The 21,970-nt window shown below is 70.9% G+C and carries 19 protein-coding genes and 1 pseudogene; 16 read left to right on the top strand and 4 right to left on the bottom strand.

Annotation, left to right across the window (positions count from 1 at the left end; translation table 11 throughout):
* Positions 1–1,189: pseudogene (locus tag EAO73_RS20810) on the top strand (export associated protein); the annotation flags it as partial.
* Between the two features lie 266 nt (positions 1,190–1,455).
* The gene (locus EAO73_RS20815) at positions 1,456–2,436 is read left to right on the top strand and encodes a TerC family protein (protein ID WP_147972997.1); all 981 of its coding nucleotides are present in this window, start codon (positions 1,456–1,458) and stop codon (positions 2,434–2,436) included.
* A gap of 9 nt (positions 2,437–2,445) precedes the next feature.
* Here the strand turns inward: EAO73_RS20815 and EAO73_RS20820 are convergent, their stop codons facing one another.
* Positions 2,446–3,102 (bottom strand): MBL fold metallo-hydrolase, encoded by a 657-nt coding sequence (locus EAO73_RS20820; protein ID WP_147972998.1) that lies wholly within the window; start codon positions 3,100–3,102, stop codon positions 2,446–2,448.
* Positions 3,103–3,112: 10 nt separating this feature from the next.
* Positions 3,113–3,802 (bottom strand): maleylpyruvate isomerase family mycothiol-dependent enzyme, encoded by a 690-nt coding sequence (locus EAO73_RS20825; protein WP_147972999.1) that lies wholly within the window; start codon positions 3,800–3,802, stop codon positions 3,113–3,115.
* Between the two features lie 176 nt (positions 3,803–3,978).
* Here EAO73_RS20825 and uvrA point away from each other — a divergent pair, with 176 nt between their 5' ends.
* Both uvrA and EAO73_RS20835 read left to right on the top strand, forming a co-directional pair.
* Positions 3,979–7,005 (top strand): excinuclease ABC subunit UvrA, encoded by a 3,027-nt coding sequence (uvrA, locus tag EAO73_RS20830; RefSeq protein WP_147973000.1) that lies wholly within the window; start codon positions 3,979–3,981, stop codon positions 7,003–7,005.
* 269 nt (positions 7,006–7,274) lie between these two features.
* Complete coding sequence (locus EAO73_RS20835; RefSeq protein ID WP_147973001.1) at positions 7,275–7,703, top strand: Rieske (2Fe-2S) protein; 429 nt, start codon at positions 7,275–7,277, stop codon at positions 7,701–7,703.
* A gap of 25 nt (positions 7,704–7,728) precedes the next feature.
* Here EAO73_RS20835 and EAO73_RS20840 read toward each other — a convergent pair whose 3' ends face one another.
* Entirely contained in the window at positions 7,729–8,655 is a 927-nt protein-coding gene (locus EAO73_RS20840) for a hypothetical protein (RefSeq protein WP_147973002.1), read from the bottom strand.
* 226 nt (positions 8,656–8,881) lie between these two features.
* Between EAO73_RS20840 and EAO73_RS20845 the strand changes: the two genes are divergently transcribed.
* The 12 genes from EAO73_RS20845 to pgi all read left to right on the top strand — a co-directional run bounded on the left by EAO73_RS20845 (position 8,882) and on the right by pgi (position 21,526).
* Positions 8,882–9,553, top strand: a complete 672-nt coding sequence (locus EAO73_RS20845) for a papain-like cysteine protease family protein (RefSeq protein ID WP_147973003.1) — start codon at positions 8,882–8,884, stop codon at positions 9,551–9,553.
* A 4-nt stretch (positions 9,554–9,557) separates the two neighbouring features.
* Positions 9,558–10,403 (top strand): hypothetical protein, encoded by an 846-nt coding sequence (locus tag EAO73_RS20850; protein WP_147973004.1) that lies wholly within the window; start codon positions 9,558–9,560, stop codon positions 10,401–10,403.
* Between the two features lie 53 nt (positions 10,404–10,456).
* The gene (uvrC, locus tag EAO73_RS20855; RefSeq protein ID WP_147973005.1) at positions 10,457–12,526 is read left to right on the top strand and encodes an excinuclease ABC subunit UvrC; all 2,070 of its coding nucleotides are present in this window, start codon (positions 10,457–10,459) and stop codon (positions 12,524–12,526) included.
* A complete protein-coding gene (gene rapZ / locus EAO73_RS20860; RefSeq protein WP_147973006.1) occupies positions 12,523–13,488 on the top strand; it encodes an RNase adapter RapZ in 966 nt (321 codons plus the stop codon). Before uvrC ends, rapZ begins: the two co-directional genes overlap by 4 nt.
* Positions 13,485–14,519: a gluconeogenesis factor YvcK family protein gene (locus EAO73_RS20865; RefSeq protein ID WP_147973007.1), complete on the top strand. Its 1,035-nt coding sequence runs from the start codon at positions 13,485–13,487 to the stop codon at positions 14,517–14,519. The genes rapZ and EAO73_RS20865 overlap by 4 nt, the downstream gene beginning before the upstream one ends.
* Positions 14,510–15,499, top strand: a complete 990-nt coding sequence (gene whiA / locus EAO73_RS20870) for a DNA-binding protein WhiA (protein WP_018104603.1) — start codon at positions 14,510–14,512, stop codon at positions 15,497–15,499. The genes EAO73_RS20865 and whiA overlap by 10 nt, the downstream gene beginning before the upstream one ends.
* A 259-nt stretch (positions 15,500–15,758) precedes the next feature.
* Positions 15,759–16,769 (top strand): type I glyceraldehyde-3-phosphate dehydrogenase, encoded by a 1,011-nt coding sequence (gene gap, locus EAO73_RS20875; RefSeq protein ID WP_147973008.1) that lies wholly within the window; start codon positions 15,759–15,761, stop codon positions 16,767–16,769.
* A 111-nt stretch (positions 16,770–16,880) separates the two neighbouring features.
* Positions 16,881–18,092, top strand: coding sequence for a phosphoglycerate kinase (locus tag EAO73_RS20880; RefSeq protein WP_147973009.1), 1,212 nt, complete (start codon positions 16,881–16,883; stop codon positions 18,090–18,092).
* Positions 18,093–18,098: 6 nt separating this feature from the next.
* Entirely contained in the window at positions 18,099–18,875 is a 777-nt protein-coding gene (gene tpiA, locus EAO73_RS20885) for a triose-phosphate isomerase (RefSeq protein WP_147973010.1), read from the top strand.
* A 110-nt stretch (positions 18,876–18,985) separates the two neighbouring features.
* Positions 18,986–19,222: a preprotein translocase subunit SecG gene (gene secG, locus EAO73_RS20890; protein WP_018104607.1), complete on the top strand. Its 237-nt coding sequence runs from the start codon at positions 18,986–18,988 to the stop codon at positions 19,220–19,222.
* Between the two features lie 109 nt (positions 19,223–19,331).
* Positions 19,332–19,667, top strand: coding sequence for an RNA polymerase-binding protein RbpA (locus tag EAO73_RS20895; protein WP_073864697.1), 336 nt, complete (start codon positions 19,332–19,334; stop codon positions 19,665–19,667).
* 206 nt (positions 19,668–19,873) lie between these two features.
* Positions 19,874–21,526 carry a glucose-6-phosphate isomerase gene (pgi, locus tag EAO73_RS20900; RefSeq protein ID WP_147973574.1) on the top strand — a complete coding sequence of 551 codons (1,653 nt, stop codon included), beginning with the start codon at positions 19,874–19,876 and terminating at the stop codon, positions 21,524–21,526.
* Between the two features lie 39 nt (positions 21,527–21,565).
* On the opposite strand, the gene EAO73_RS20905 is transcribed toward pgi, so the two are convergent.
* On the bottom strand, positions 21,566–21,922 hold the full coding sequence (locus EAO73_RS20905; protein WP_147973011.1) for a VOC family protein: 357 nt from the start codon (positions 21,920–21,922) through the stop codon (positions 21,566–21,568).
* Between the last annotated feature and the right edge of the window lie 48 nt (positions 21,923–21,970).

Here is a 21,970-nt window from a genome sequence, read left to right on the forward strand (position 1 = left end):
AGCCGGTCGCGTCACCCGCCACGGGCTGGGCGGGCCGGCCGAGCCGGGCCGGCCCGCCCAGCCCGTGGCGGGTGACGCGACCGGCTGGTCCATGGACGAGCGCCTGTACAACCAGGTGTGGGGCATGTTCGAGGACCTGGCCCGTGCCGCCGCCGCGTACCGCAGCGCCGTCGACTTCGCCGAGTCCCGGATGGACCAGGAGCTGGAGCGGACCCTGTCCGACCCGCGCAGCCGCATCGGGGGCGCGGGCGACCGGGCCCGCGAGGAGGCCCGCGCCAAGCGCGACGAGCTGACCGCCCGCGCCCGGGAGTCGCTGGACCGCGACCTCGCCCAGCTGGCCGCCGAGTCCGCCGTCGTTGAGCCCGCGCTCCCGGCCTCCTACGCGGGCTGGGACAACCCCGTCTGGCACGGTTACCAGGTGCCGATGGAGATCCCCATGGCGCTGCGGATCGGCGACCTCCACCTGCCCGAGAGCACCGACCTGCGCATCCCGCTGCTCGTCCGGCTGCCGCTGGAACGGGGCATGTGGATCGACAGCGGGCGCACCGCCTCCGAGGCCGCCGTACTGGCCGGCACGGACCAGCTGCGCCGGCTCGCGATGGAGACCGCCGTGCTGCACGCGGCGCGGCTGCTGGCCGTCTACCCGCCGAACGAGTTCACGGTCCACGTCATCGACCCGGCCGGCTCGGCCGCCGGGGCGCTCGCGCCGCTGGTCCGGTCCGGCGTCCTGCCGTCGCCGCCCGCGACCGGGGCACAGGGCGTCTCGACGGTCCTCGCCCACCTCACCCGGCGGGTGGACCTGGTGCAGATGGCGATCCGGGCGGGCGCCGCCGACTCGCTGCCGCCGGACCTGGACCCGGCCGAGCAGCTGCTGATCGTCAACGACTTCCCGCACGGCTTCGACGACCGCGCGGTCACCCAGCTGCGCTACCTCGCCGACGAGGGCCCCTCCGTGGGCGTCCATCTGATGATGGTCGCGGACCGGGAGGAGGCCTCCGAGTACGGCCCGATCCTCGACCCGCTGTGGCGTTCGCTGCTGCGGGTCACCCCGGTCGCCGACGACCATCTGGCCGACCCCTGGGTCGGTCACGCGTGGACGTACGAACCGCCGCGGACGCCGCCGGGCAGCGCGGTCCTGGACCAGGTGCTGGCCCGGGTGGCCCATGCCCGTCGCACCGGGGGCCGTTGACCGGCCGACCCTCGTAAAGCTCTTGGCAAACAGCCCCTGACCTGGCCCTTTGGGGATTCTTTAGGTTTCTCTTTACCTTTCTTTGGTATTTCCTGTACCGTTCATGGAGCGGAGGGGAGTACTCCCATACGCGGCGTTCCCGTCAGTACGGACTGTGACCGGTCCCGGGGCGTCGGCCCAGGCGCGCAGCCCGCGTGTCCGGGTGGAAGAGACCTCCGGCAGCGACGACGCTGATCAGTAGCCCGTAGCGAACTGCCGGAGGCGCAGTGGACGTTTCATGGACCCTCTGGGCGCTGACCATCCTTGGTCTGTGCGCCCTCATCGCCGTCGACTTCTTCATCGGGCGCAAGCCCCATGACGTGTCGACCAAGGAAGCCGGGATCTGGACGATCGTCTGGATCGTGCTGGCCGCCCTCTTCGGGCTCGCGCTGCTCGTGGCCGGTGAGAGCCAGGCCTCGGGCGAGTTCTTCGCGGGCTACATCACCGAGAAGTCGCTCAGCGTCGACAACCTCTTCGTCTTCGTGCTGATCATGGCGAAGTTCTCGGTGCCCTCCCACCTCCAGCAGCGGGTGCTGCTGATCGGTGTGCTGATCGCACTGGTGCTGCGGGCGATCTTCATCGCCGCCGGCGCCGCGGTCATCGCCAACTTCTCGTGGGTCTTCTACATCTTCGGCGCGTTCCTGATCTACACCGCCTGGAAGCTCATCCAGGAGGCGCGGGCCGACGAGGAGGACGAGGAGTTCGAGGAGAACCGCCTCCTGAAGAACATCGAGCGCCGCTTCGGCGTCGCCGACCGGTACCACGGCACGAAGCTCTTCATCCGCAACAACGGCAAGCGCGTCATGACCCCCCTGATGGTCGTCATGCTCGCCATCGGCACCACGGACGTGCTGTTCGCGCTGGACTCCATTCCGGCGATCTTCGGCCTCACCCAGGACCCGTACATCGTCTTCACCGCCAACGCGTTCGCCCTGATGGGTCTGCGGCAGCTGTACTTCCTGATCGGCGGTCTGCTGAAGAAGCTGGTCCACCTCAGCTACGGGCTGTCGGTGATCCTCGGCTTCATCGGCGTCAAGCTGGTGCTGCACGCACTGCACGAGTCCGGGGTGCACGTCCCCGAGATCTCCATCCCGGTCTCGCTCGGTGTCATCTGCGGGGTGCTGGTGATCACCACGATCACCAGCCTGATGGCCAGTAAGAAGCAGGCCGAGGCAGAGGCCCGCGAAAAGGCCGGAGACCGCGTCTAGCGGCCCCGCTCACCAGCCCCGGGCGCGCCACTCGGACAGGTGGGGACGTTCGTCCCCCAGCGTGGTGTCGCGCCCGTGGCCCGGGTAGACCCAGGTCTCGTCGGGCAGCGGGGCGAAGAGCTTGGTCTCCACGTCGTGCAGCAGGCTCGCGAACGCCTCGGGGTCCTTGTGCGTGTTGCCGACTCCGCCGGGGAAGAGGCAGTCCCCGGTGAACAGGTGCGGCGGGCCGTGCGGGTCGTCGTACAGGAGCGTGATCGAGCCCGGGGTGTGCCCGGTGAGGTGGCGGGCGGTGAGCGCCATCTCACCCACCCGGATGGTGTCGCCGTCCTCGACGAGCACCTCCGTCGGTACCTCGACGCCCTCGGCGTCGTACCGCCCGGCGTAGGTGCGGGCCCCGGTGGCCGCGACCACCTCGGCCAGTGCCGTCCAGTGGTCGCGGTGCCGGTGGGTGGTGACGACCGAGACGATCGAGTCGTCACCGATCAGCCGCAGCAGCGTCCCGGCGTCGGCGGCCGCGTCGATCAGCAGCTGCTCGCCGGTGGCCCGGCAGCGCAGCAGATAGGCGTTGTTGTCCATCGGGCCGACGGCGACCTTCGAGATCATCAGATCCGTCAGTTCGTGCACGTCGGCGGGCCCGCCGACCCTCACCGCTCCGCTGTACGTCATGTACGTCAGCCTATAGCGGGGGCAGCGCCGGAAGCGTTCCGCCCTCGACCGTCAGCGCCGCGCCGTCGCGCCGCCCGCTGAGCCATCCCACCAGCTCGGCGGCCGTGCCCCGGACCGCGACGGGCCCGCCCTCCGCGCCGCCTCCGGTCGTCCAGAGGCGCCCGGTGTCGTCGGCCAGCCCCGTCGACACGACGTCGGGGTGCCCGCCGAACCGCTCGGCCAGGAAGTCGATCTCCCGCGCGACGAACTCGTCCGGCAGATCCTCCAGCTCGTAGCCCACGTTCAGGTCGACGTGATGCAGCTCCACCTCGACGCGGCGCCGGAAGGGCACCCGGGAGGCCGAGTCCGTCACGCCGTTGCGCAGGGTCACCGTGCGCGACCAGTCCGCGGGATCCGAGGCCGCCTCGACGAAGCGGGCCGCGGTCGCCGTCAGGTCGGCCTGCTGCTCCGCCCGCGGCCGGGAGGCGTCCCGCTCGATGTCACGGTCGCGGGTTTCGCTGTCTGCGTACATCGGCAGGCCCCGGAGAACATTTACGAGGGCGTCGGCGTTACGGGAGAGGTGCGCGACGACATGACCGCGGCTCCAGCCCGGCAGGCGCGACGGTTCGGCCAGGGCCGCGTCGTCGATTTTCGCGGTGGCGGTGAGCAGCCGATCGGTCGCTTCACGCAGTGCTGCCAGGTCGTGCGCATGATCAGTCATGGGGCGGAGCCTAGCCCCGACCACTCGTTCGGGTGAAGGAGTCCGCAGCCGTCCGCAATTCGAATGTGCGTGCTATACGCTCGAAGTCGAAAGCTTCGTACACCGCTGTGGCGCCCCCCATAACCTGGGCCAGGGGCTCAGTTCCCCCGCTTCTCTCCAGAAAGGTGCGGACCGGCGTGGCCGACCGTCTCATCGTCCGTGGCGCTCGCGAGCACAACCTCAAGAACGTCTCGCTCGACCTCCCCCGCGACTCCCTCATCGTCTTCACCGGGCTCTCCGGGTCGGGCAAGTCGTCGCTCGCGTTCGACACGATCTTCGCCGAGGGCCAGCGGCGCTACGTGGAGTCGCTCTCCTCGTACGCCCGGCAGTTCCTCGGCCAGATGGACAAGCCGGACGTCGACTTCATCGAGGGTCTGTCGCCCGCCGTCTCCATCGACCAGAAGTCGACCTCGCGCAACCCGCGCTCGACGGTCGGCACCATCACGGAGGTCTACGACTACCTCCGGCTGCTCTTCGCCAGGATCGGCAAGCCGCACTGCCCCGAGTGCCACCGCCCGATCTCGCGCCAGTCGCCGCAGGCCATCGTGGACAAGGTCCTCGGCCTGCCCGAGGGCAGCCGCTTCCAGGTGCTCTCGCCGCTGGTGCGCGAGCGCAAGGGCGAGTTCGTCGACCTGTTCTCCGATCTCCAGACCAAGGGCTACAGCCGCGCCCGGGTGGACGGCGCGACCATCCAGCTCTCCGAGCCGCCCGCGCTCAAGAAGCAGGAGAAGCACACCATCGAGGTGGTCATCGACCGCCTCACCGTGAAGGACAGCGCCAAGCGTCGGCTGACGGACTCCGTCGAGACCGCGCTCGGCCTCTCCGGCGGCATGGTCGTGCTCGACTTCGTCGACCTCCCCGAGGACGACCCCGAGCGCGAGCGGATGTACTCGGAGCACCTCTACTGCCCGTACGACGACCTCTCCTTCGAGGAGCTGGAGCCGCGCTCCTTCTCCTTCAACTCCCCGTTCGGCGCCTGCCCCGACTGCACCGGCATCGGTACGCGCATGGAGGTCGACCCGGAGCTGATCGTCCCGGACGAGGAGAAGTCCCTCGACGAGGGCGCGATCCACCCCTGGTCGCACGGCCACACCAAGGAGTACTTCGGCCGCCAGATCAACGCCCTGGCCGAAGCCCTCGGCTTCCGCACGGACATCCCGTGGGCGGGGCTGCCGCAGCGCGCCAAGAAGGCCCTGCTGCACGGCCACAAGATCCAGACCGAGGTCCGCTACCGCAACCGGTACGGGCGCGAGCGCGCCTACACCACCCCGTCCTTCGAGGGCGCCGTCCAGTTCGTCAAGCGGCGGCACTCCGAGGCCGAGAGCGACTCCAGCCGGGAGCGCTTCGAGGGGTACATGCGCGAGGTCCCCTGCCCGACCTGCGAGGGCACCCGGCTCAAGCCGATCGTCCTCGCGGTCACGGTGATGGAGAAGTCCATCGCCGAGGTCTCCGCGATGTCGATCAGCGAGTGCGCCGAGTTCCTCGGCCGCCTCAAGCTGAACGCCCGCGACAAGAAGATCGCCGAGCGGGTCCTCAAGGAGGTCAACGAGCGGCTGAAGTTCCTGGTCGACGTCGGCCTGGACTACCTCTCGCTGAACCGCGCGGCGGGCACCCTGTCCGGCGGCGAGGCCCAGCGCATCAGGCTCGCCACCCAGATCGGCTCCGGTCTCGTCGGCGTGCTCTATGTGCTCGACGAGCCCTCCATCGGGCTGCACCAGCGCGACAACCACCGGCTGATCGAGACCCTGGTCCGCCTCCGCGACATGGGCAACACGCTCATCGTCGTGGAGCACGACGAGGACACCATCAAGGTCGCCGACTGGGTCGTCGACATCGGCCCCGGTGCCGGTGAGCACGGCGGCAAGGTAGTCCACTCCGGCTCGCTCAAGGAACTGCTGGCCAACGACAAGTCGGTCACCGGCCAGTACCTCACGGGCAAGCGGTCGATCCCCGTGCCCGACGTGCGGCGTCCAGTGGACCCCTCGCGGCTGCTCACGGTGCACGGCGCCCGGGAGAACAACCTCCGGGACATCGACGTCTCCTTCCCGCTCGGCGTGCTGACCGCCGTCACCGGCGTCTCCGGCTCCGGAAAGTCGACGCTGGTCAACGACATCCTCTACACCCACCTGGCCCGCGAGCTGAACGGGGCCAAGTCGGTGCCCGGCCGGCACACCCGGGTCGACGGCGACGACCTCGTCGACAAGGTGGTGCACGTCGACCAGTCGCCCATCGGGCGTACGCCCCGGTCCAACCCGGCCACGTACACCGGTGTCTTCGACCACGTCCGCAAGCTGTTCGCCGAGACGATGGAGGCCAAGGTCCGCGGCTATCTGCCGGGCCGGTTCTCCTTCAACGTCAAGGGCGGCCGCTGCGAGAACTGCTCCGGCGACGGCACGATCAAGATCGAGATGAACTTCCTGCCCGACGTATACGTCCCGTGCGAGGTCTGCCACGGTGCGCGCTACAACCGGGAGACCCTGGAGGTCCACTACAAGGGCAAGTCCATCGCCGAGGTGCTGGACATGCCGATCGAGGAGGGCCTGGAGTTCTTCGAGGCCGTCCCCACCATCGCGCGCCACCTGCGCACGCTCAACGAGGTCGGCCTCGGATACGTGCGGCTCGGCCAGTCCGCGCCCACGCTCTCCGGCGGCGAGGCCCAGCGGGTCAAGCTCGCCAGCGAGCTCCAGAAGCGCTCCACCGGCCGCACGGTCTACGTCCTGGACGAGCCGACCACCGGTCTGCACTTCGAGGACATCTCCAAGCTGATCAAGGTGCTGTCCGGTCTGGTCGACAAGGGGAACTCGGTGATCGTCATCGAGCACAACCTCGACGTCATCAAGACCGCCGACTGGGTCGTGGACATGGGCCCCGAGGGCGGCAGCGGCGGCGGCCTGGTCATCGCCGAGGGCACCCCGGAGTACGTGGCAGGCGTCCCCGCCAGCCACACCGGCAAGTTCCTCCAGGACATCCTGGACGCCGACCGGGTGAGCGAGGCCGCCGTGCCGGGTGCCCGCAAGCCCGTCGGGAAGAAGGCCGCGAAGAAGACGGCCGCCGCCAAGTCCGCCTCGGCGACGAGGACGGCGACGGCCAAGGCCTCCGCGGTGAAGAAGACGGCCGCCAAGAAGCCCGCGGCCAAGAAGACGGCCCGCGCCCGCAAGGCCTGACACCGGGGGCACACGGTGCGAGGCGGCGACCCCTGCGAGGGGGCGCCGCCTCGCCGCGTTTCCGCCCCCGCCGCCCCGGGCCGCGTTTCCGCCGATCGACCGACCGACCGACCGACGGACCGACCGACCGACCCGGCCGGGCCGGGCCGCGCGCGGAGGCGCGCGCCTCCGCCGGTATCGTCGCTTACGTCACCGATGCCGCCGCCGCCCCGGGCAGCTCCGGCACGGTCCTCCGCTCTGCCCCTGACGCCCCGACCCGTGGAGACCGTATGTCCGGCCAGCCCGCCGCCCGCCGCACCGTGCTGAAGGGCGCCGCCCTCGCGGGCGTCGCCGGGCTGGGGGCGGCCGCCTGCTCGACCGACTCGAAGCTCGGCCACGCCCAGACGCCGACCCCCACCGCCCCCGTCGAGCTCGGCACCCCGGACGAGATTCCCGTCGGCGAGTCCAAGCTCTACCGCGAGCAGCGCGTCGTCGTCGCCTGCCCGGCCAAGGGCGAGTTCAAGGCGTTCAGCGCCCAGTGCACCCACGCCGGCTGCCTGCTGGACCGGGTCGAGAAGAACGAGGGCCACTGCCCCTGCCACGGCAGCCGCTTCGACACGACGACCGGCAAGGCCGTGCACGGCCCCGCGACCGTGCCGCTGCCCTCCGTCCCGGTCCGCGTCGAGGACGGAAGGCTGGTCGCCGGACCGGAGGCCTGATCCGGCCCCGGCCGGCCCGCCGGTCTCACTCCCAGTCCCAGTCGATCCCCACCAGCCCCGGCCGCACCCCCTGCTCCACCAGATGCACGGTCCGGTGCCGGCCGGTCAGCGTCAGGTCCGCCCGCGCGCCCCGGGGCGCGCCCGCCGACGCCTGGGCGAAGCTGCGGCACCGCACCGGCAGCGCCTCCTCGTCGAACCCGACCTGGAGCACGTACTGCCCGCCGCCGAAGGTGAAGCCGCGCATGTACTCGTCGCAGGGCCCGCCCGTACCGTCCTCGAAGCCGTAGCCGAACAGGTACGTGTCGCCCGCCCGCAGCCGGGTGTCGAACAGCAGCTCGGCGACCAGCACCCCCGTCTCCCGGTCCCAGCGGATCCGGCCCGTCCGGCAGTTCTCCCGGGCGTGCACGGCGACCTGAGCCGGATCGCAGCCCGGATCGCCGACGTACACCGCGAGATAGCGGTCGATGCCGTCCCGATGGGCGCGCACCACATGCTGGGAGGCCCGGTACTGCATCTGGCGCCCCGGCCCGATCCGTACCCGCTCCTGGTGGCCCACGGTGTGCAGCCCGCCGTCCGCCGGTGACTCCATCCCCGCGAGCAGCCGCTCCACCGCCCCGGACGCCTCCACCAGCGAGCGGTAGGTGCGGGCGGGCGGACGGTCGGCGTCCGGGCGGGGCTCCTCGGCGCCCAGCAGCCCGAGCAGCGAGTTCACCGGCAGGTCCAGGACCTCCTCCAGGGCCTTCACCGCCCGCAGCGACTCCGGGCGCTGCGGGCGGCGGGCACCCTGCTGCCAGTAACTCAGGCTGGTCACCCCGACCTTGACCCCGCGATGCGCCAGATGGTGCCGGACCCGCTGGAGCGGCAGCCCGCGCACCGAGAGCGCGGTTCGCAGCGCCAGGTGGAACGGTCCGGTGTGCAGCACCTGCGCCAGTTCGGCCTCGGTGTGCCGCATGGGTCCTCCAGGTGAACGTTCACGCCGGCCGGGCACGGGGCCGCGCCGACGGGTGCCGGCCCGCAGGTGGCCGGGGGCGCGCGTTCACACCGGGGCCCCGGGCGTTCACACCGCGGTGTTCACCCGCATTCAAGCGTGTTGACCCGTCCCCGACAACGGTTGATGCTCCTCCACAGCGTCCGGACGCGCTCCTAGGAACCCCCACCCCCCGCCCGGGAGGAACCCCATGCGCAACCGAAGAATCCGGTCCGCCCGGATTTCGGTGACAGCCGTACTCGCCGCCTTGCTGCTCGCCGCACCCACGGCGACCGCCACCGCCGACCAGTCCCGTACCACCACTGCCGCGTTCCAGGGCCGTACCGTCACCGCCGCGGCGGTCCCCGGCCGGACGACGGCCGCGCCGACGGCCGCCCTCGCCGCCACCAAGCGGCTGAACATCACGATGCAGGCGCAGCAGAAGACCAACTGGTGCTGGGCCGCGTCCGGCAACACCATCGCCACCTGGTACGGCCGCAATTACAGCCAGAACCAGTTCTGCAACGCCGCTTTCAACCGCGCCCAGGGCTACGAGTGCCCCAACTCGCAGGCCGCGCTCGACAACGTCCAGAACGCGCTGTACTGGGCCGGCATCAGCCCCGGCTCGTACGTCAACGGCTGGCTGCGCTACCCCACCGTGCAGGCCGAGATAGCCGCCGGACGCCCGGTCGAGACCCGCATCCAGTGGTCCTCGGGCGGCGGCCACATGCATGTCCTGTACGGCTACGACGACGCCAACAGCCTCGTCTACTGGGGCGACCCCTGGCCCTCCAGCAACCGCTACAACTGGGCCTCCCACTCCTGGTACGTGAACAACAGCGAGTTCTCCTGGACCCACTCGCTCTACCGGATCGGGGCGTGACGGCATGACCTCCACCAGTTCCCCGGCCCGCTCACTCGCCGCGGCCCTGGCCGCCGCCGGTGTGCTCGCCGGCGCGGCCCTGCTCTCCGCCGCCCCGCAGGCGGCCGCCGCCGACGGCCCCTCGGCCGGCCCCGCCGCCCTGGCGGCGGCCCACGACGCGGCCACCGACGCCACCACCCTGGACACGCTGTCCCGGTTCTTCGCCCGGGAGGGCACCGTCGCCGAGGCGGAGGCCGCGCCCCGCATCCAGGGCGCCGCCGTCCCCGTACGCACCCTGTCGGCACAGTTCGTCGCGGGTGAGCCCGGAGCCGCGGTCTCCTCGCTGGACTACCTGGCCAGCACGGCGGTCTCCTCGGACGGGCAGAAGGCGTCCCTGTGGACGCTGCCCGAGCCCGGCAAGGACGGCGCCTGGCAGGTGGTGAACATCGCCACCGGCGACGACGAGGCCCGCTACACCGCGGCGGGCGCCCGCAAGCTGCCCGGCGGCACCGTCTTCCACGAGCCCCAGATCGACGCCTGGTACGTGCAGAAGGGCGACCGGGTCCTCCCGCTCGACCAGGACGCCGTCCGGGCGGTCGGCAAGCAGGGGACGAGCCTGTCCGCCTACCGCACCCGGGTCCACGCGGCCTACGCCGACAAGCTCCCCGGCTCCGCCTACGCCCGCAAGGGCGAGGCCGGCGGCTACGGGCCCGGGGCGAAGGCGCGCTCCGGCCCCGCCATCGCCGCGTCCTCCACCACCGGGACCGCGCTGACCGCCGGTTCCCTGGCGGCCGCGGGCGGCGCCCTCGCCGTGCTCGCCCTGTGCGGAGTCACCGCGCTGCGCCTCAGGAGCCGCCGCCGGACCGGCTGACCCGCCGGCCCCCCGACCCCGCGCTGTCACTGCCCGCAAGTAGGGTGGGAGGCATGGCAGACCCCTCCAGCTACCGCCCCAGGCCGGGACAGATCCCCGACTCCCCGGGGGTCTACAAATTCCGCGACGAGCACCGCCGGGTGATCTACGTCGGGAAGGCCAAGAACCTGCGCCAGCGCCTGGCCAACTACTTCCAGGACCTGGCCGGTCTGCATCCGCGCACGCGCACGATGGTGACCACGGCCGCCTCCGTGGAGTGGACCGTGGTGTCCACCGAGGTCGAGGCGCTCCAGCTGGAGTACTCCTGGATCAAGGAGTTCGACCCCCGGTTCAACGTCAAGTACCGCGATGACAAGAGCTATCCGTACCTCGCGGTCACGCTGAACGAGGAGTTCCCCCGCGTCCAGGTGATGCGCGGCGCCAAGAAGAAGGGCGTGCGCTACTTCGGCCCCTACGGACACGCCTGGGCGATCCGCGAAACGGTCGACCTGATGCTCCGCGTCTTCCCCGTCCGTACGTGCTCCGCGGGCGTCTTCAAGAACGCCGCGCGCACCGGCCGCCCCTGCCTCCTCGGCTACATCGGCAAGTGCTCGGCCCCCTGCGTCGGTCGCGTCACCCCCGAGGAACACCGCGAACTGGCCGACGACTTCTGCGACTTCATGGCCGGCCGCACCGGTACGTACATCCGCCGCCTGGAGAAGGACATGATGGCGGCGGCCGAGGAGATGGAGTACGAGCGGGCCGCGCGGCTGCGCGACGACGTCGAGGCGCTCAAGCGCGCGATGGAGAAGAGCGCGGTCGTCCTCGCCGACGCCACCGACGCCGACCTCATCGCGGTCGCCGAGGACGAGCTGGAGGCCGCCGTCCAGATCTTCCACGTCCGCGGCGGCCGGGTGCGCGGCCAGCGCGGCTGGGTCACCGACAAGGTGGAGAACGTCGACACCTCCGGCCTCGTGGAGCACGCCCTCCAGCAGCTGTACGGGGAGGAGAGCGGCGACGCCGTCCCCAAGGAGGTCCTGGTCCCGGCGCTTCCCGAGGACCCCGACGCGGTGTCCCAGTGGCTCGCGGACCGGCGCGGCTCCCAGGTCAGCCTGCGCATCCCGCAGCGCGGCGACAAGAAGGACCTGATGGTCACGGTCCAGCGCAACGCCCAGCAGGCGCTCGGACTGCACAAGACCAAGCGCGCCTCCGACCTCACCACCCGCTCCCGGGCCCTGGAGGAGATCGCCGAGGCCCTGGGCCTGGACACCGCCCCGCTGCGCATCGAGTGCTTCGACATCTCCCATCTCCAGGGCGACGACGTCGTGGCCTCCATGGTGGTCTTCGAGGACGGCCTCGCCCGCAAGGGGGAGTACCGCCGCTTCCAGATCAAGGGCTTCGAGGGCCAGGACGACGTCCGCTCGATGCACGAGGTGATCAGCCGCCGCTTCCGCCGCTACCTCCAGGAGAAGGAGCGCACGGGGGAGTGGGAGGAGACCCCGGCCGCCACGGGCCCGGTCCCGGCGGGGCCCGCCGTCTCCGGCCCGGTCCCGGCCCCCGACGCCGTCCCCGGCGACGGGAGCGCCCCGGCCGACGGCGAGTCCCGCGAGGACGACGGACGCCCCAAGCGGTTCGCGTACCCGCCGCAGCTCCTCGTCGTCGACGGCGGGCAGCCGCAGGTGGCCGCCGCCAAGCGGGCCCTGGACGAGCTGGGCATCGACGACATCGCGGTCTGCGGCCTCGCCAAGCGCCTCGAAGAGGTCTGGCTGCCCGATGACGACGACCCGGTGGTCCTGCCCCGCTCCAGCGAGGGCCTCTACCTCCTCCAGCGCGTCCGCGACGAGGCGCACCGCTTCGCCATCACCTACCAGCGCGCCAAGCGGGCCAAGCGCATCCGCTCCAGCCCCCTGGACGCCGTCGCCGGCCTCGGCGACACCCGGAAACAGGCCCTGATCAAGCATTTCGGCTCCGTCAAGAAGCTGCGGCAGGCGACAATCGACGAGATCTGTGAGGTGCCCGGGATAGGCCGCAGGACCGCGGAGTCCGTGGCCGTCGCCCTCGCGGCGGCCGCCCCGGCCGCACCCGCCGTGAACACGGCCACAGGAGAGATCATGGAAGAGGACGACGGGGGCAGCACGACATGACCGAGCACGAACACGCACACGAGCACGACCGCACCGACCGAGCAGACGGAGCAGCACACGTGAGTACGGGCACCTCGACCGAGACGGGCGACACCGGGGCGGCCATCCCGGAGCTGGTGATCATCTCCGGGATGTCCGGCGCCGGACGCAGCACCGCCGCCAAGTGTCTGGAGGACCTCGGCTGGTTCGTCGTCGACAACCTGCCGCCCGCGCTGATCCCCACCATGGTGGAGCTCGGCGCCCGCTCCCAGGGCAACGTGGCCCGGATCGCCGTCGTCGTCGACGTACGCGGCCGCCGCTTCTTCGACAACCTGCGCGAATCCCTCGCCGACCTGGACGCCAAGGGCGTCACCCGCCGGGTGGTCTTCCTGGAGTCCTCCGACGACGCGCTGGTCCGCCGCTTCGAGTCGGTCCGCCGCCCGCACCCCCTCCAGGGCGACGGCCGCATCGTCGACGGCATCGCCGCCGAGCGCGACCTGCTGCGCGAGCTGCGCGGCGACGCCGACCTGGTGATCGACACCTCCAGCCTCAACGTGCACGAGCTGCGCGCCAAGATGGACGCCCAGTTCGCCGGCGACGAGGAGCCGGAGCTGCGCGCCACGGTGATGTCGTTCGGCTTCAAGTACGGCCTGCCGGTCGACGCCGACCTGGTGGTGGACTGCCGCTTCCTGCCCAACCCGCACTGGGTCCCGGAGCTGCGCCCCTTCACCGGGCTCAACGAGGAGGTGTCCGCGTACGTCTTCGACCAGCCGGGCGCCAAGGAGTTCCTCAACCAGTACACCGAACTGCTCCAGCTCGTTGCCGCGGGCTACCGCCGCGAGGGCAAGCGCTATGTGACCATCGCGGTGGGCTGCACGGGCGGCAAGCACCGCTCGGTGGCCATGTCGGAGAAGCTGGCGGCCCGGCTCGCCACGGAGGGGATCGAGACCGTGCTCGTACACAGGGACATGGGGCGCGAGTGACCAGTCGCAATCTGCGCCTGCGCCGGCTGCGGGGAGCGGCGCCCACGCTCTCCGTGCGCAAGCGCGGCGCCCAGCCCAAGGTCGTCGCCCTCGGCGGCGGCATGGGCCTGTCCGCCTCCCTCACCGCGCTGCGGCGGATCACCGGTGACCTGACCGCCGTGGTCACCGTCGCCGACGACGGAGGCTCCAGCGGGCGGCTGCGCGAGGAGCTGGGCGTCCTGCCCCCCGGCGACCTGCGCAAGGCGCTGGCCGCCCTGTGCGGCGACGACGAGTGGGGCCGGACCTGGGCCCAGGTCATCCAGCACCGCTTCCAGTCCAAGGGCGACCTGCACGAACACGCGGTCGGCAATCTGCTCATCGTCGCCCTGTGGGAACAGCTCGGCGACCACGTCCAGGCCCTGGACCTGGTCGGCAAGCTCCTCGGCGCGCACGGCCGGGTGCTGCCCATGTCCGCCGTGCCGCTGGAGCTCCAGGCCCTCGTCAAGGGCCACGACCCCGAGCGCCCGGACGACGTGGACACCGTCCGCGGCCAGGCCACCGTCGCCCTCACCCCGGGCGAGGTGCAGTCCGTGCACGTGGTCCCGGCCGACCCGCCGGCCGTTCCCGAGGCGGTCGCCGCCGTCCGGGACGCGGACTGGGTGGTCCTCGGCCCCGGCTCCTGGTTCTCCTCGGTCATCCCGCACCTGCTCGTCCCCGAACTGCTGGACGCGCTGATCGAGACGAAGGCCCGCAAGGTCCTCTCGCTGAATCTCGCGCCGCAGCCCGGCGAAACAGAAGGCTTCTCACCGCAGCGTCATTTGGAGGTTTTGGGACGACACGCCCCTAAACTCGCCTTGGACGTGGTGCTGGCCGACGAGGCCGCCGTGCCCGACCGCGAGTCCCTCGCCGACGCAGCAAAGCGGCTCGGCGCCGCGGTCGAGCTGGCGCCCGTGGCCTCACCCGACGGCGTTCCGATCCATGATCCGGAGCTGTTGGCCGCCGCGTACGACCGTATTTTTCGGATGCATGGAAGGATCGGCCCATGGCGATGACGCCGGCGGTGAAGGACGAAGTCTCTCGGCTTCCCGTGACCCGGACCTGCTGCAGGAAGGCGGAGGTCTCGGCGATTCTTCGGTTCGCGGGTGGCCTCCACCTGGTGAGCGGCCGGATCGTGATCGAGGCGGAGCTGGACACCGCGATGGCGGCGCGCCGGCTCAAGCGGGACATCCTGGAGATCTTCGGGCACAGCTCGGAGCTGATCGTGATGGCACCCGGAGGACTGCGGCGCGGTTCGCGCTACGTCGTACGGGTGGTGGCCGGCGGCGACCAGCTGGCGCGCCAGACCGGTCTGGTCGACGGCCGGGGCCGCCCCATCCGCGGCCTGCCCCCGCAGGTGGTCTCGGGGGCCACCTGCGACGCGGAGGCCGCCTGGCGCGGGGCCTTCCTGGCGCACGGCTCGCTCACCGAGCCCGGCCGCTCCTCCTCGCTGGAGGTCACCTGCCCCGGCCCGGAGGCCGCCCTCGCGCTGGTCGGCGCCGCCCGCCGGCTCTCCATCGCCGCGAAGGCCCGCGAGGTGCGCGGCGTGGACCGTGTCGTCGTCCGCGACGGCGACGCCATCGGCGCCCTGCTCACCCGGCTCGGCGCCCATGAGTCGGTGCTGGCCTGGGAGGAGCGCCGGATGCGCCGCGAGGTCCGCGCCACGGCCAACCGCCTCGCCAACTTCGACGACGCGAACCTGCGCCGCTCGGCGCGGGCCGCGGTCGCCGCGGGCGCCCGGGTGGGCCGTGCGCTGGAGATCCTGGGTGAGGAGGTCCCGGAGCACCTGGCGGCGGCCGGCCGGCTGCGCATGGAGCACAAGCAGGCCTCCCTGGAGGAGCTGGGCGCGCTCGCCGACCCGCCGCTGACCAAGGACGCCGTCGCGGGGCGTATCCGCCGGCTCCTCGCGATGGCCGACAAGCGGGCCCAGGACCTGGGCATCCCCGGCACGGAATCCACTCTCAGCGAAGAGCTGGCCGACGGCCTGGTCGGCTGAGCCGTACCGGCGGTACGCGCCCCGCGAGGGGAACGGCCCGTCGGCCCGCGGGCGTTGACGCTGCGTAATCGCCGCAGGGAACGCCCGAGGGCAACCGGAAGCCCTTGCTCCTACTGGGGAGTAGGGGCTTTCCGCGTTCTTACGGCCCCGCTCGATGTCACCCCGGCGGCTTCGGAGAGGTAGGGTCGTAGGCGGTCGGGGACATCCCATACAACTCGCCGGCGTCGAAAACCGGCGTACCTAACGAGGAGATCGGTTCGTGACGATCCGCGTAGGCATCAACGGCTTTGGCCGCATCGGTCGTAACTACTTCCGCGCGCTGCTGGAGCAGGGTGCGGACATCGAGATCGTGGCTGTCAACGACCTGGGTGACACCGCGACCACGGCCCACCTGCTGAAGTACGACACCATCCTGGGTCGTCTCAAGGCAGAGGTCAGCCACACCGCCGACACCATCACCGTCGACGGCCACACCATCAAGGTGCTCTCCGAGCGCAACCCGGCCGACATCCCCTGGGGTGAGCTGGGCGTCGACATCGTCATCGAGTCGACCGGCATCTTCACCAAGAAGGCCGACGCCGAGAAGCACCTCGCCGGTGGCGCGAAGAAGGTCCTCATCTCGGCTCCGGCCAAGGACGAGGACATCACCATCGTGATGGGCGTCAACCAGGACAAGTACGACGCCGCCCAGCACAACATCATCTCCAACGCGTCCTGCACGACCAACTGTGTGGCGCCGATGGCCAAGGTTCTCGACGAGAACTTCGGCATCGTCAAGGGCCTCATGACGACGGTCCACGCGTACACGAACGACCAGCGCATCCTGGACTTCCCGCACTCGGACCTGCGCCGCGCCCGCGCCGCCGCCGAGAACATCATCCCGACCACGACCGGTGCCGCCAAGGCCACCGCTCTGGTCCTGCCGCAGCTCAAGGGCAAGCTCGACGGCATCGCGATGCGCGTCCCGGTCCCGACCGGCTCGGCCACCGACCTGGTCGTGACGCTTGAGCGCGAGGTCACGAAGGACGAGGTCAACGCCGCGTTCAAGAAGGCCGCCGACGACGGCGACCTCAAGGGCATCCTGTACTACACCGAGGACCCGATCGTGTCCTCGGACATCGTCAGCGACCCGGCGTCCTGCACCTTCGACTCCTCCCTGACCATGGTCCAGGAGGGCAACACGGTGAAGATCCTCGGCTGGTACGACAACGAGTGGGGTTACTCCAACCGTCTCGTCGACCTCACCGTCTTCGTCGGCGGCCAGCTCTGAGCACCGCCGCACCGGCAGGCATCTCGATGTGAGCACGGGGCTCGAACAGCGCAACGCCGCGCCGTTCGAGCCCCCTCGCATGCTCTCTCGTCCTCCAAGGAGTCCAGACAGATGAAGACGATCGACGAACTTCTCGCCGAAGGGGTCGCCGGCAAGCGGGTATTCGTCCGCGCCGACCTCAACGTGCCGCTCAGCGGCACCACCATCACCGACGACGGCCGCATCCGCGCGGTCACCCCGACCGTCCGGAAGCTCGCCGACGCCGGCGCCCGGGTCGTCGTCGCCTCCCACCTGGGCCGCCCCAAGGGTGCCCCGGACCCGGCGTTCTCGCTGGCTCCCGCCGCCACCCGGCTCGGTGAACTGCTCGGCACCGAAGTGGCGTTCGCGAGCGACACGGTCGGCGAGTCCGCCCGCGCCGCCGTCGCCGCGCTCACCGACGGCCAGGTCGCCGTCATCGAGAACCTGCGCTTCAACCCCGGCGAGACCTCCAAGGACGACGCCGAGCGCGGCGCGTTCGCCGATCAGCTCGCCGAGCTGGCCGACCTGTACGTGGGCGATGGCTTCGGCGCCGTCCACCGCAAGCACGCCTCGGTCTTCGACCTCCCGGCCCGGCTCCCGCACGCCGCCGGCGATCTCATCGCCACCGAGGTCGGCGTCCTGAAGAAGCTCACCGACGACGTCCAGCGCCCCTACGCGGTGGTCCTCGGCGGCGCCAAGGTCTCCGACAAGCTCGGTGTCATCGACCACCTGCTGGAGCGCGCCGACCGCATCCTGATCGGCGGCGGCATGGCGTACACCTTCCTCAAGGCCCAGGGCCACGAGGTCGGCAGCTCGCTGCTCCAGGAGGACCAGATCCCGGCCGTCCAGGAGTACCTGCGGCGCGCCGAGGAGAAGGGTGTGGAGTTCGTCCTCCCCGTCGACGTCGTAGTCGCGCCCTCCTTCCCCGACCTCAAGACCAAGGCCCCGGCCCACCCGGACACCGTCCCCGCGGACGCCATGCCGGCCGGGCAGATGGGTCTGGACAACGGTCCGGAGACCAACAAGCTCTACGCATCGAAGCTCGCCGACGCGGCCACCGTCTTCTGGAACGGCCCGATGGGCGTCTTCGAGCACCCCGACTTCGCCGAGGGCACCCGGGCCGTCGCCCAGGCCCTCGTCGACTCCTCGGGCTTCAGCGTGGTCGGCGGTGGCGACTCCGCCGCCGCGGTCCGCATCCTGGGCTTCGACGAGAACGCGTTCGGACACATCTCGACCGGTGGCGGTGCCAGCCTCGAATACCTCGAGGGCAAGACGCTTCCCGGCCTCGCCGCTCTGGAGGACTGACCTTTCATGACCACTCGCACCCCGCTGATGGCGGGCAACTGGAAGATGAACCTCAACCACCTCGAGGCCATCGCCCACGTCCAGAAGCTCGCCTTCGCCCTGGCCGACAAGGACTACGACGCCGTCGAGGTCGCCGTCCTGCCGCCCTTCACCGACCTGCGCTCCGTGCAGACGCTGGTCGACGGCGACAAGCTGAAGATCAAGTACGGCGCCCAGGACATCTCGGCGCACGACTCCGGCGCGTACACCGGTGAGATCTCCGGCCCGATGCTCGCCAAGCTGAAGTGCACCTTCGTCGCCGTCGGCCACAGCGAGCGCCGCCAGTACCACGCCGAGACCGACGAGGTCTGCAACGCCAAGGTGAAGGCCGCGTACAAGCACGGCCTGACCCCGATCCTGTGCGTCGGCGAGGGCCTGGACGTCCGCAAGGCCGGCGACCAGGTCGCGTACACCCTCGCGCAGCTCGACGGCGCCCTGAAGGACATCCCGGCCGAGCAGGCCGAGTCCATCGTGATCGCCTACGAGCCGGTCTGGGCCATCGGCACCGGCGAGGTCGCCACCCCCGAGGACGCGCAGGAGGTCTGCGGTGCGATCCGCGTCCGCCTCGCCGAGCTGTACTCGCAGGAGCTGGCCGACGCGGTCCGCATCCAGTACGGCGGCTCGGTCAAGTCCGGCAACGTGGCCGCGATCATGGCCCAGCCCGACGTCGACGGCGCCCTGATCGGCGGCGCGGCGCTGGACGCGGACGAGTTCGTCAAGATCGTCCGCTTCCGCGACCAGTGAGTATGCGGTAGCGCGGATCCGTCGTACCCTTGCGGGGGCCGGGGAGGGCAGCCTCCCGGCCCCCGTTGTTCGCACTAGCAGTCGGTATTTCCGGAAAGTAGGGACCAGCCGTGATTCTGGGGTTCGAGATCGCCCTGATCGTCTTCAGCCTGCTGCTGATGCTGCTGGTGCTGATGCACAAGGGCAAGGGCGGCGGTCTCTCCGACATGTTCGGTGGCGGCATGCAGTCCTCCGTCGGCGGTTCCTCGGTCGCCGAGCGCAACCTCGACCGCATCACCGTGGTGGTCGGTCTGGGCTGGTTCGCGTGCATCGTGGTGCTTGGTCTGCTCATCAAGCTGGACAACTGACCCGTCGTACGCGATTCCCGGTGACGGTGTAACTCCTTTCACTGGACGCGCGTTGGGCCTTACGTAGACTGGGGCATCTTCGAGCACCATCACGCAGGGAGTTACGACCGTGGCAAGTGGCAACGCGATCCGGGGAAGCCGGGTCGGAGCGGGGCCGATGGGGGAGGCCGAGCGCGGCGAGTCCGCGCCACGGCTCCGCATCTCCTTCTGGTGCTCGAACGGGCACGAGACGCAGCCCAGCTTCGCCCATGACGCGCAGGTGCCGGACACCTGGGACTGCCCGCGCTGCGGTTTCCCGGCCGGCCAGGACCCGGAGAGCCCGCCGGACCCGCCGCGCACCGAGCCGTACAAGACGCACCTCGCGTACGTACGCGAGCGGCGCAGCGACGCGGACGGCGAGGCCATCCTCGCCGAGGCCCTCGCGAAACTCCGCGGCGAGATCTAGAGACGTTCACCGGCCGGACACCCTCGGGTGCCCGGCCGGAGTGCTTCCCAGATCCTGTCCGGAGTTCCCCCGCGGCGTCGCGGCGCTGGAACTCCGGACAGGATCTTGTGCCGCAGCCCGCCGTTGTCACGTCCGGCCGCCTGATCAATTAGGTTGGAGGGGCAGCGGGGAACTGCGGTTACGAGAGAAGTGGGCTGATGTCCGGGATGAACGCAACAAGCCGTACCAGGCTCAACCAGACGCCGGAATGGGCCGCGCTGGGCAAGCACCGTGAGCAGCTCGGGTCGACCCACCTGCGCCGGCTGTTCGCGGACGACCCGGCGCGTGGCACCGGGTACACCCTGCGGGTCGGCGACCTGTACCTCGACTACTCCAAGCACCTGGTCACCGACGAGACGCTGGGGCTGCTGCGCGAGCTGGCCGTCGCCACCGACGTCGCCGGGCTGCGCGACGCCATGTTCCGTGGCGAGAAGATCAACACCACCGAGGACCGCGCCGTCCTGCACACCGCGCTGCGCGCTCCGCGCGACACCGTGATCGAGGTCGACGGCGAGAACGTGGTGCCGGCCGTGCACGCGGTGCTCGACAAGATGGCGGCCTTCTCCGACCGGGTCAGGTCGGGGGAGTGGACCGGTCACACCGGCAAGCCGATCAAGAACATCGTCAACATCGGCATCGGCGGCTCCGACCTCGGCCCCGCCATGGCCTACGAGGTGCTGCGCTCCTTCACGGACCGCTCGCTCACCTTCCGGTTCGTCTCCAACGTGGACGGCGCCGACCTGCACGAGGCCCTCCACGACCTGGACCCGGCCGAGACGCTGTTCATCATCGCGTCGAAGACCTTCACCACGATCGAGACGATCACCAACGCCACCTCCGCCCGCGACTGGCTGCTCACCGGCCTGAGGGCCGGTCAGGACGCCGTCGCCAAGCACTTCGTGGCGCTGTCGACGAATGCCGGCAAGGTCGCGGACTTCGGCATCGACACCGACAACATGTTCGAGTTCTGGGACTGGGTCGGCGGCCGCTACTCGTACGACTCCGCCATCGGGCTCTCGCTGATGATCGCCATCGGCCCGGACCGGTTCCGCGAGATGCTCGACGGCTTCCACCTCGTCGACGAGCACTTCCGCACCGCCCCCGCCGAGGAGAACGCCCCGCTGCTGCTCGGCCTGCTGGGTGTCTGGTACGGCGCGTTCTTCGACGCCCAGTCGCACGCCGTGCTGCCGTACAGCCACTACCTGTCCAAGTTCACCGCGTACCTCCAGCAGCTGGACATGGAGTCCAACGGCAAGTCCGTGGACCGGGACGGCAATCCGGTCGACTGGCAGACCGGCCCGGTCGTCTGGGGCACCCCGGGCACCAACGGACAGCACGCCTACTACCAGCTGATCCACCAGGGTACGAAGGTCATCCCGGCCGACTTCATCGGCTTCGCGCAGCCGGTCGACGACCTGCTGCCCGGCCTGGTCGCCCAGCACGACCTGCTGATGGCCAACTTCTTCGCCCAGACCCAGGCCCTCGCCTTCGGCAAGACGCCGGACGAGGTGCGCGCCGAGGGCGTCCCCGAGGAGCTGGTGGCGCACAAGACGTTCCGGGGCGACCACCCGACGACGACGATCCTCGCCGACCGGCTCACCCCGTCCGTGCTCGGCCAGCTGATCGCGCTGTACGAGCACAAGGTCTTCGTCCAGGGCGCGATCTGGAACATCGACTCCTTCGACCAGTGGGGCGTCGAGCTCGGCAAGGTCCTGGCCAAGAAGATCGAGCCCGTCCTGACCGAGGGCAAGGGCGGCGAGCAGCTGGACAGCTCGACCGCCGCGCTCGCCTCCAAGTACCGCGAGCTGCGCGGGCGCTGAGTCCCGCCCGAGGGGCCCCGGCCGGAGCGGCGGGGCCCCTCAGCCGTGCGTCGTGTCGATGACGCAGAAGCGGTTGCCCTCCGGGTCCGCCAGCACCACGAAGTCCGGGTCCTCGGGATACAGCTCCCAGTCCACCTCCGCCGCGCCGAGTGCGAGCAGCCGGGCCACCTCGGCGTCCTGCTCCTCGGTGTACAGGTCGAGGTGGACCCGGGGGACCTCCTGCACCGGTGCGTCGCTGCGCCCGAGGGAGAGCCCGGCGCCCGGCCCCTCGGCGGGGACCAGGACCACCCAGTCCTCCGTGGCCGGTTCCCGCTCCACGTACCCCAGTGCCGCCTTCCAGAAGGCCGCCGCCCGCGCCACGTCCGACGCGCCCATCACCACGGTTCCGATATGCATGGGCCGAGCCTTTCACGTCAGGGCCTTTCGTTCGGATCAGGCCGGCGA

The organism is Streptomyces sp. col6, assembly GCF_008042035.1.
Classification (GTDB): Bacteria; Actinomycetota; Actinomycetes; order Streptomycetales; family Streptomycetaceae; genus Streptomyces.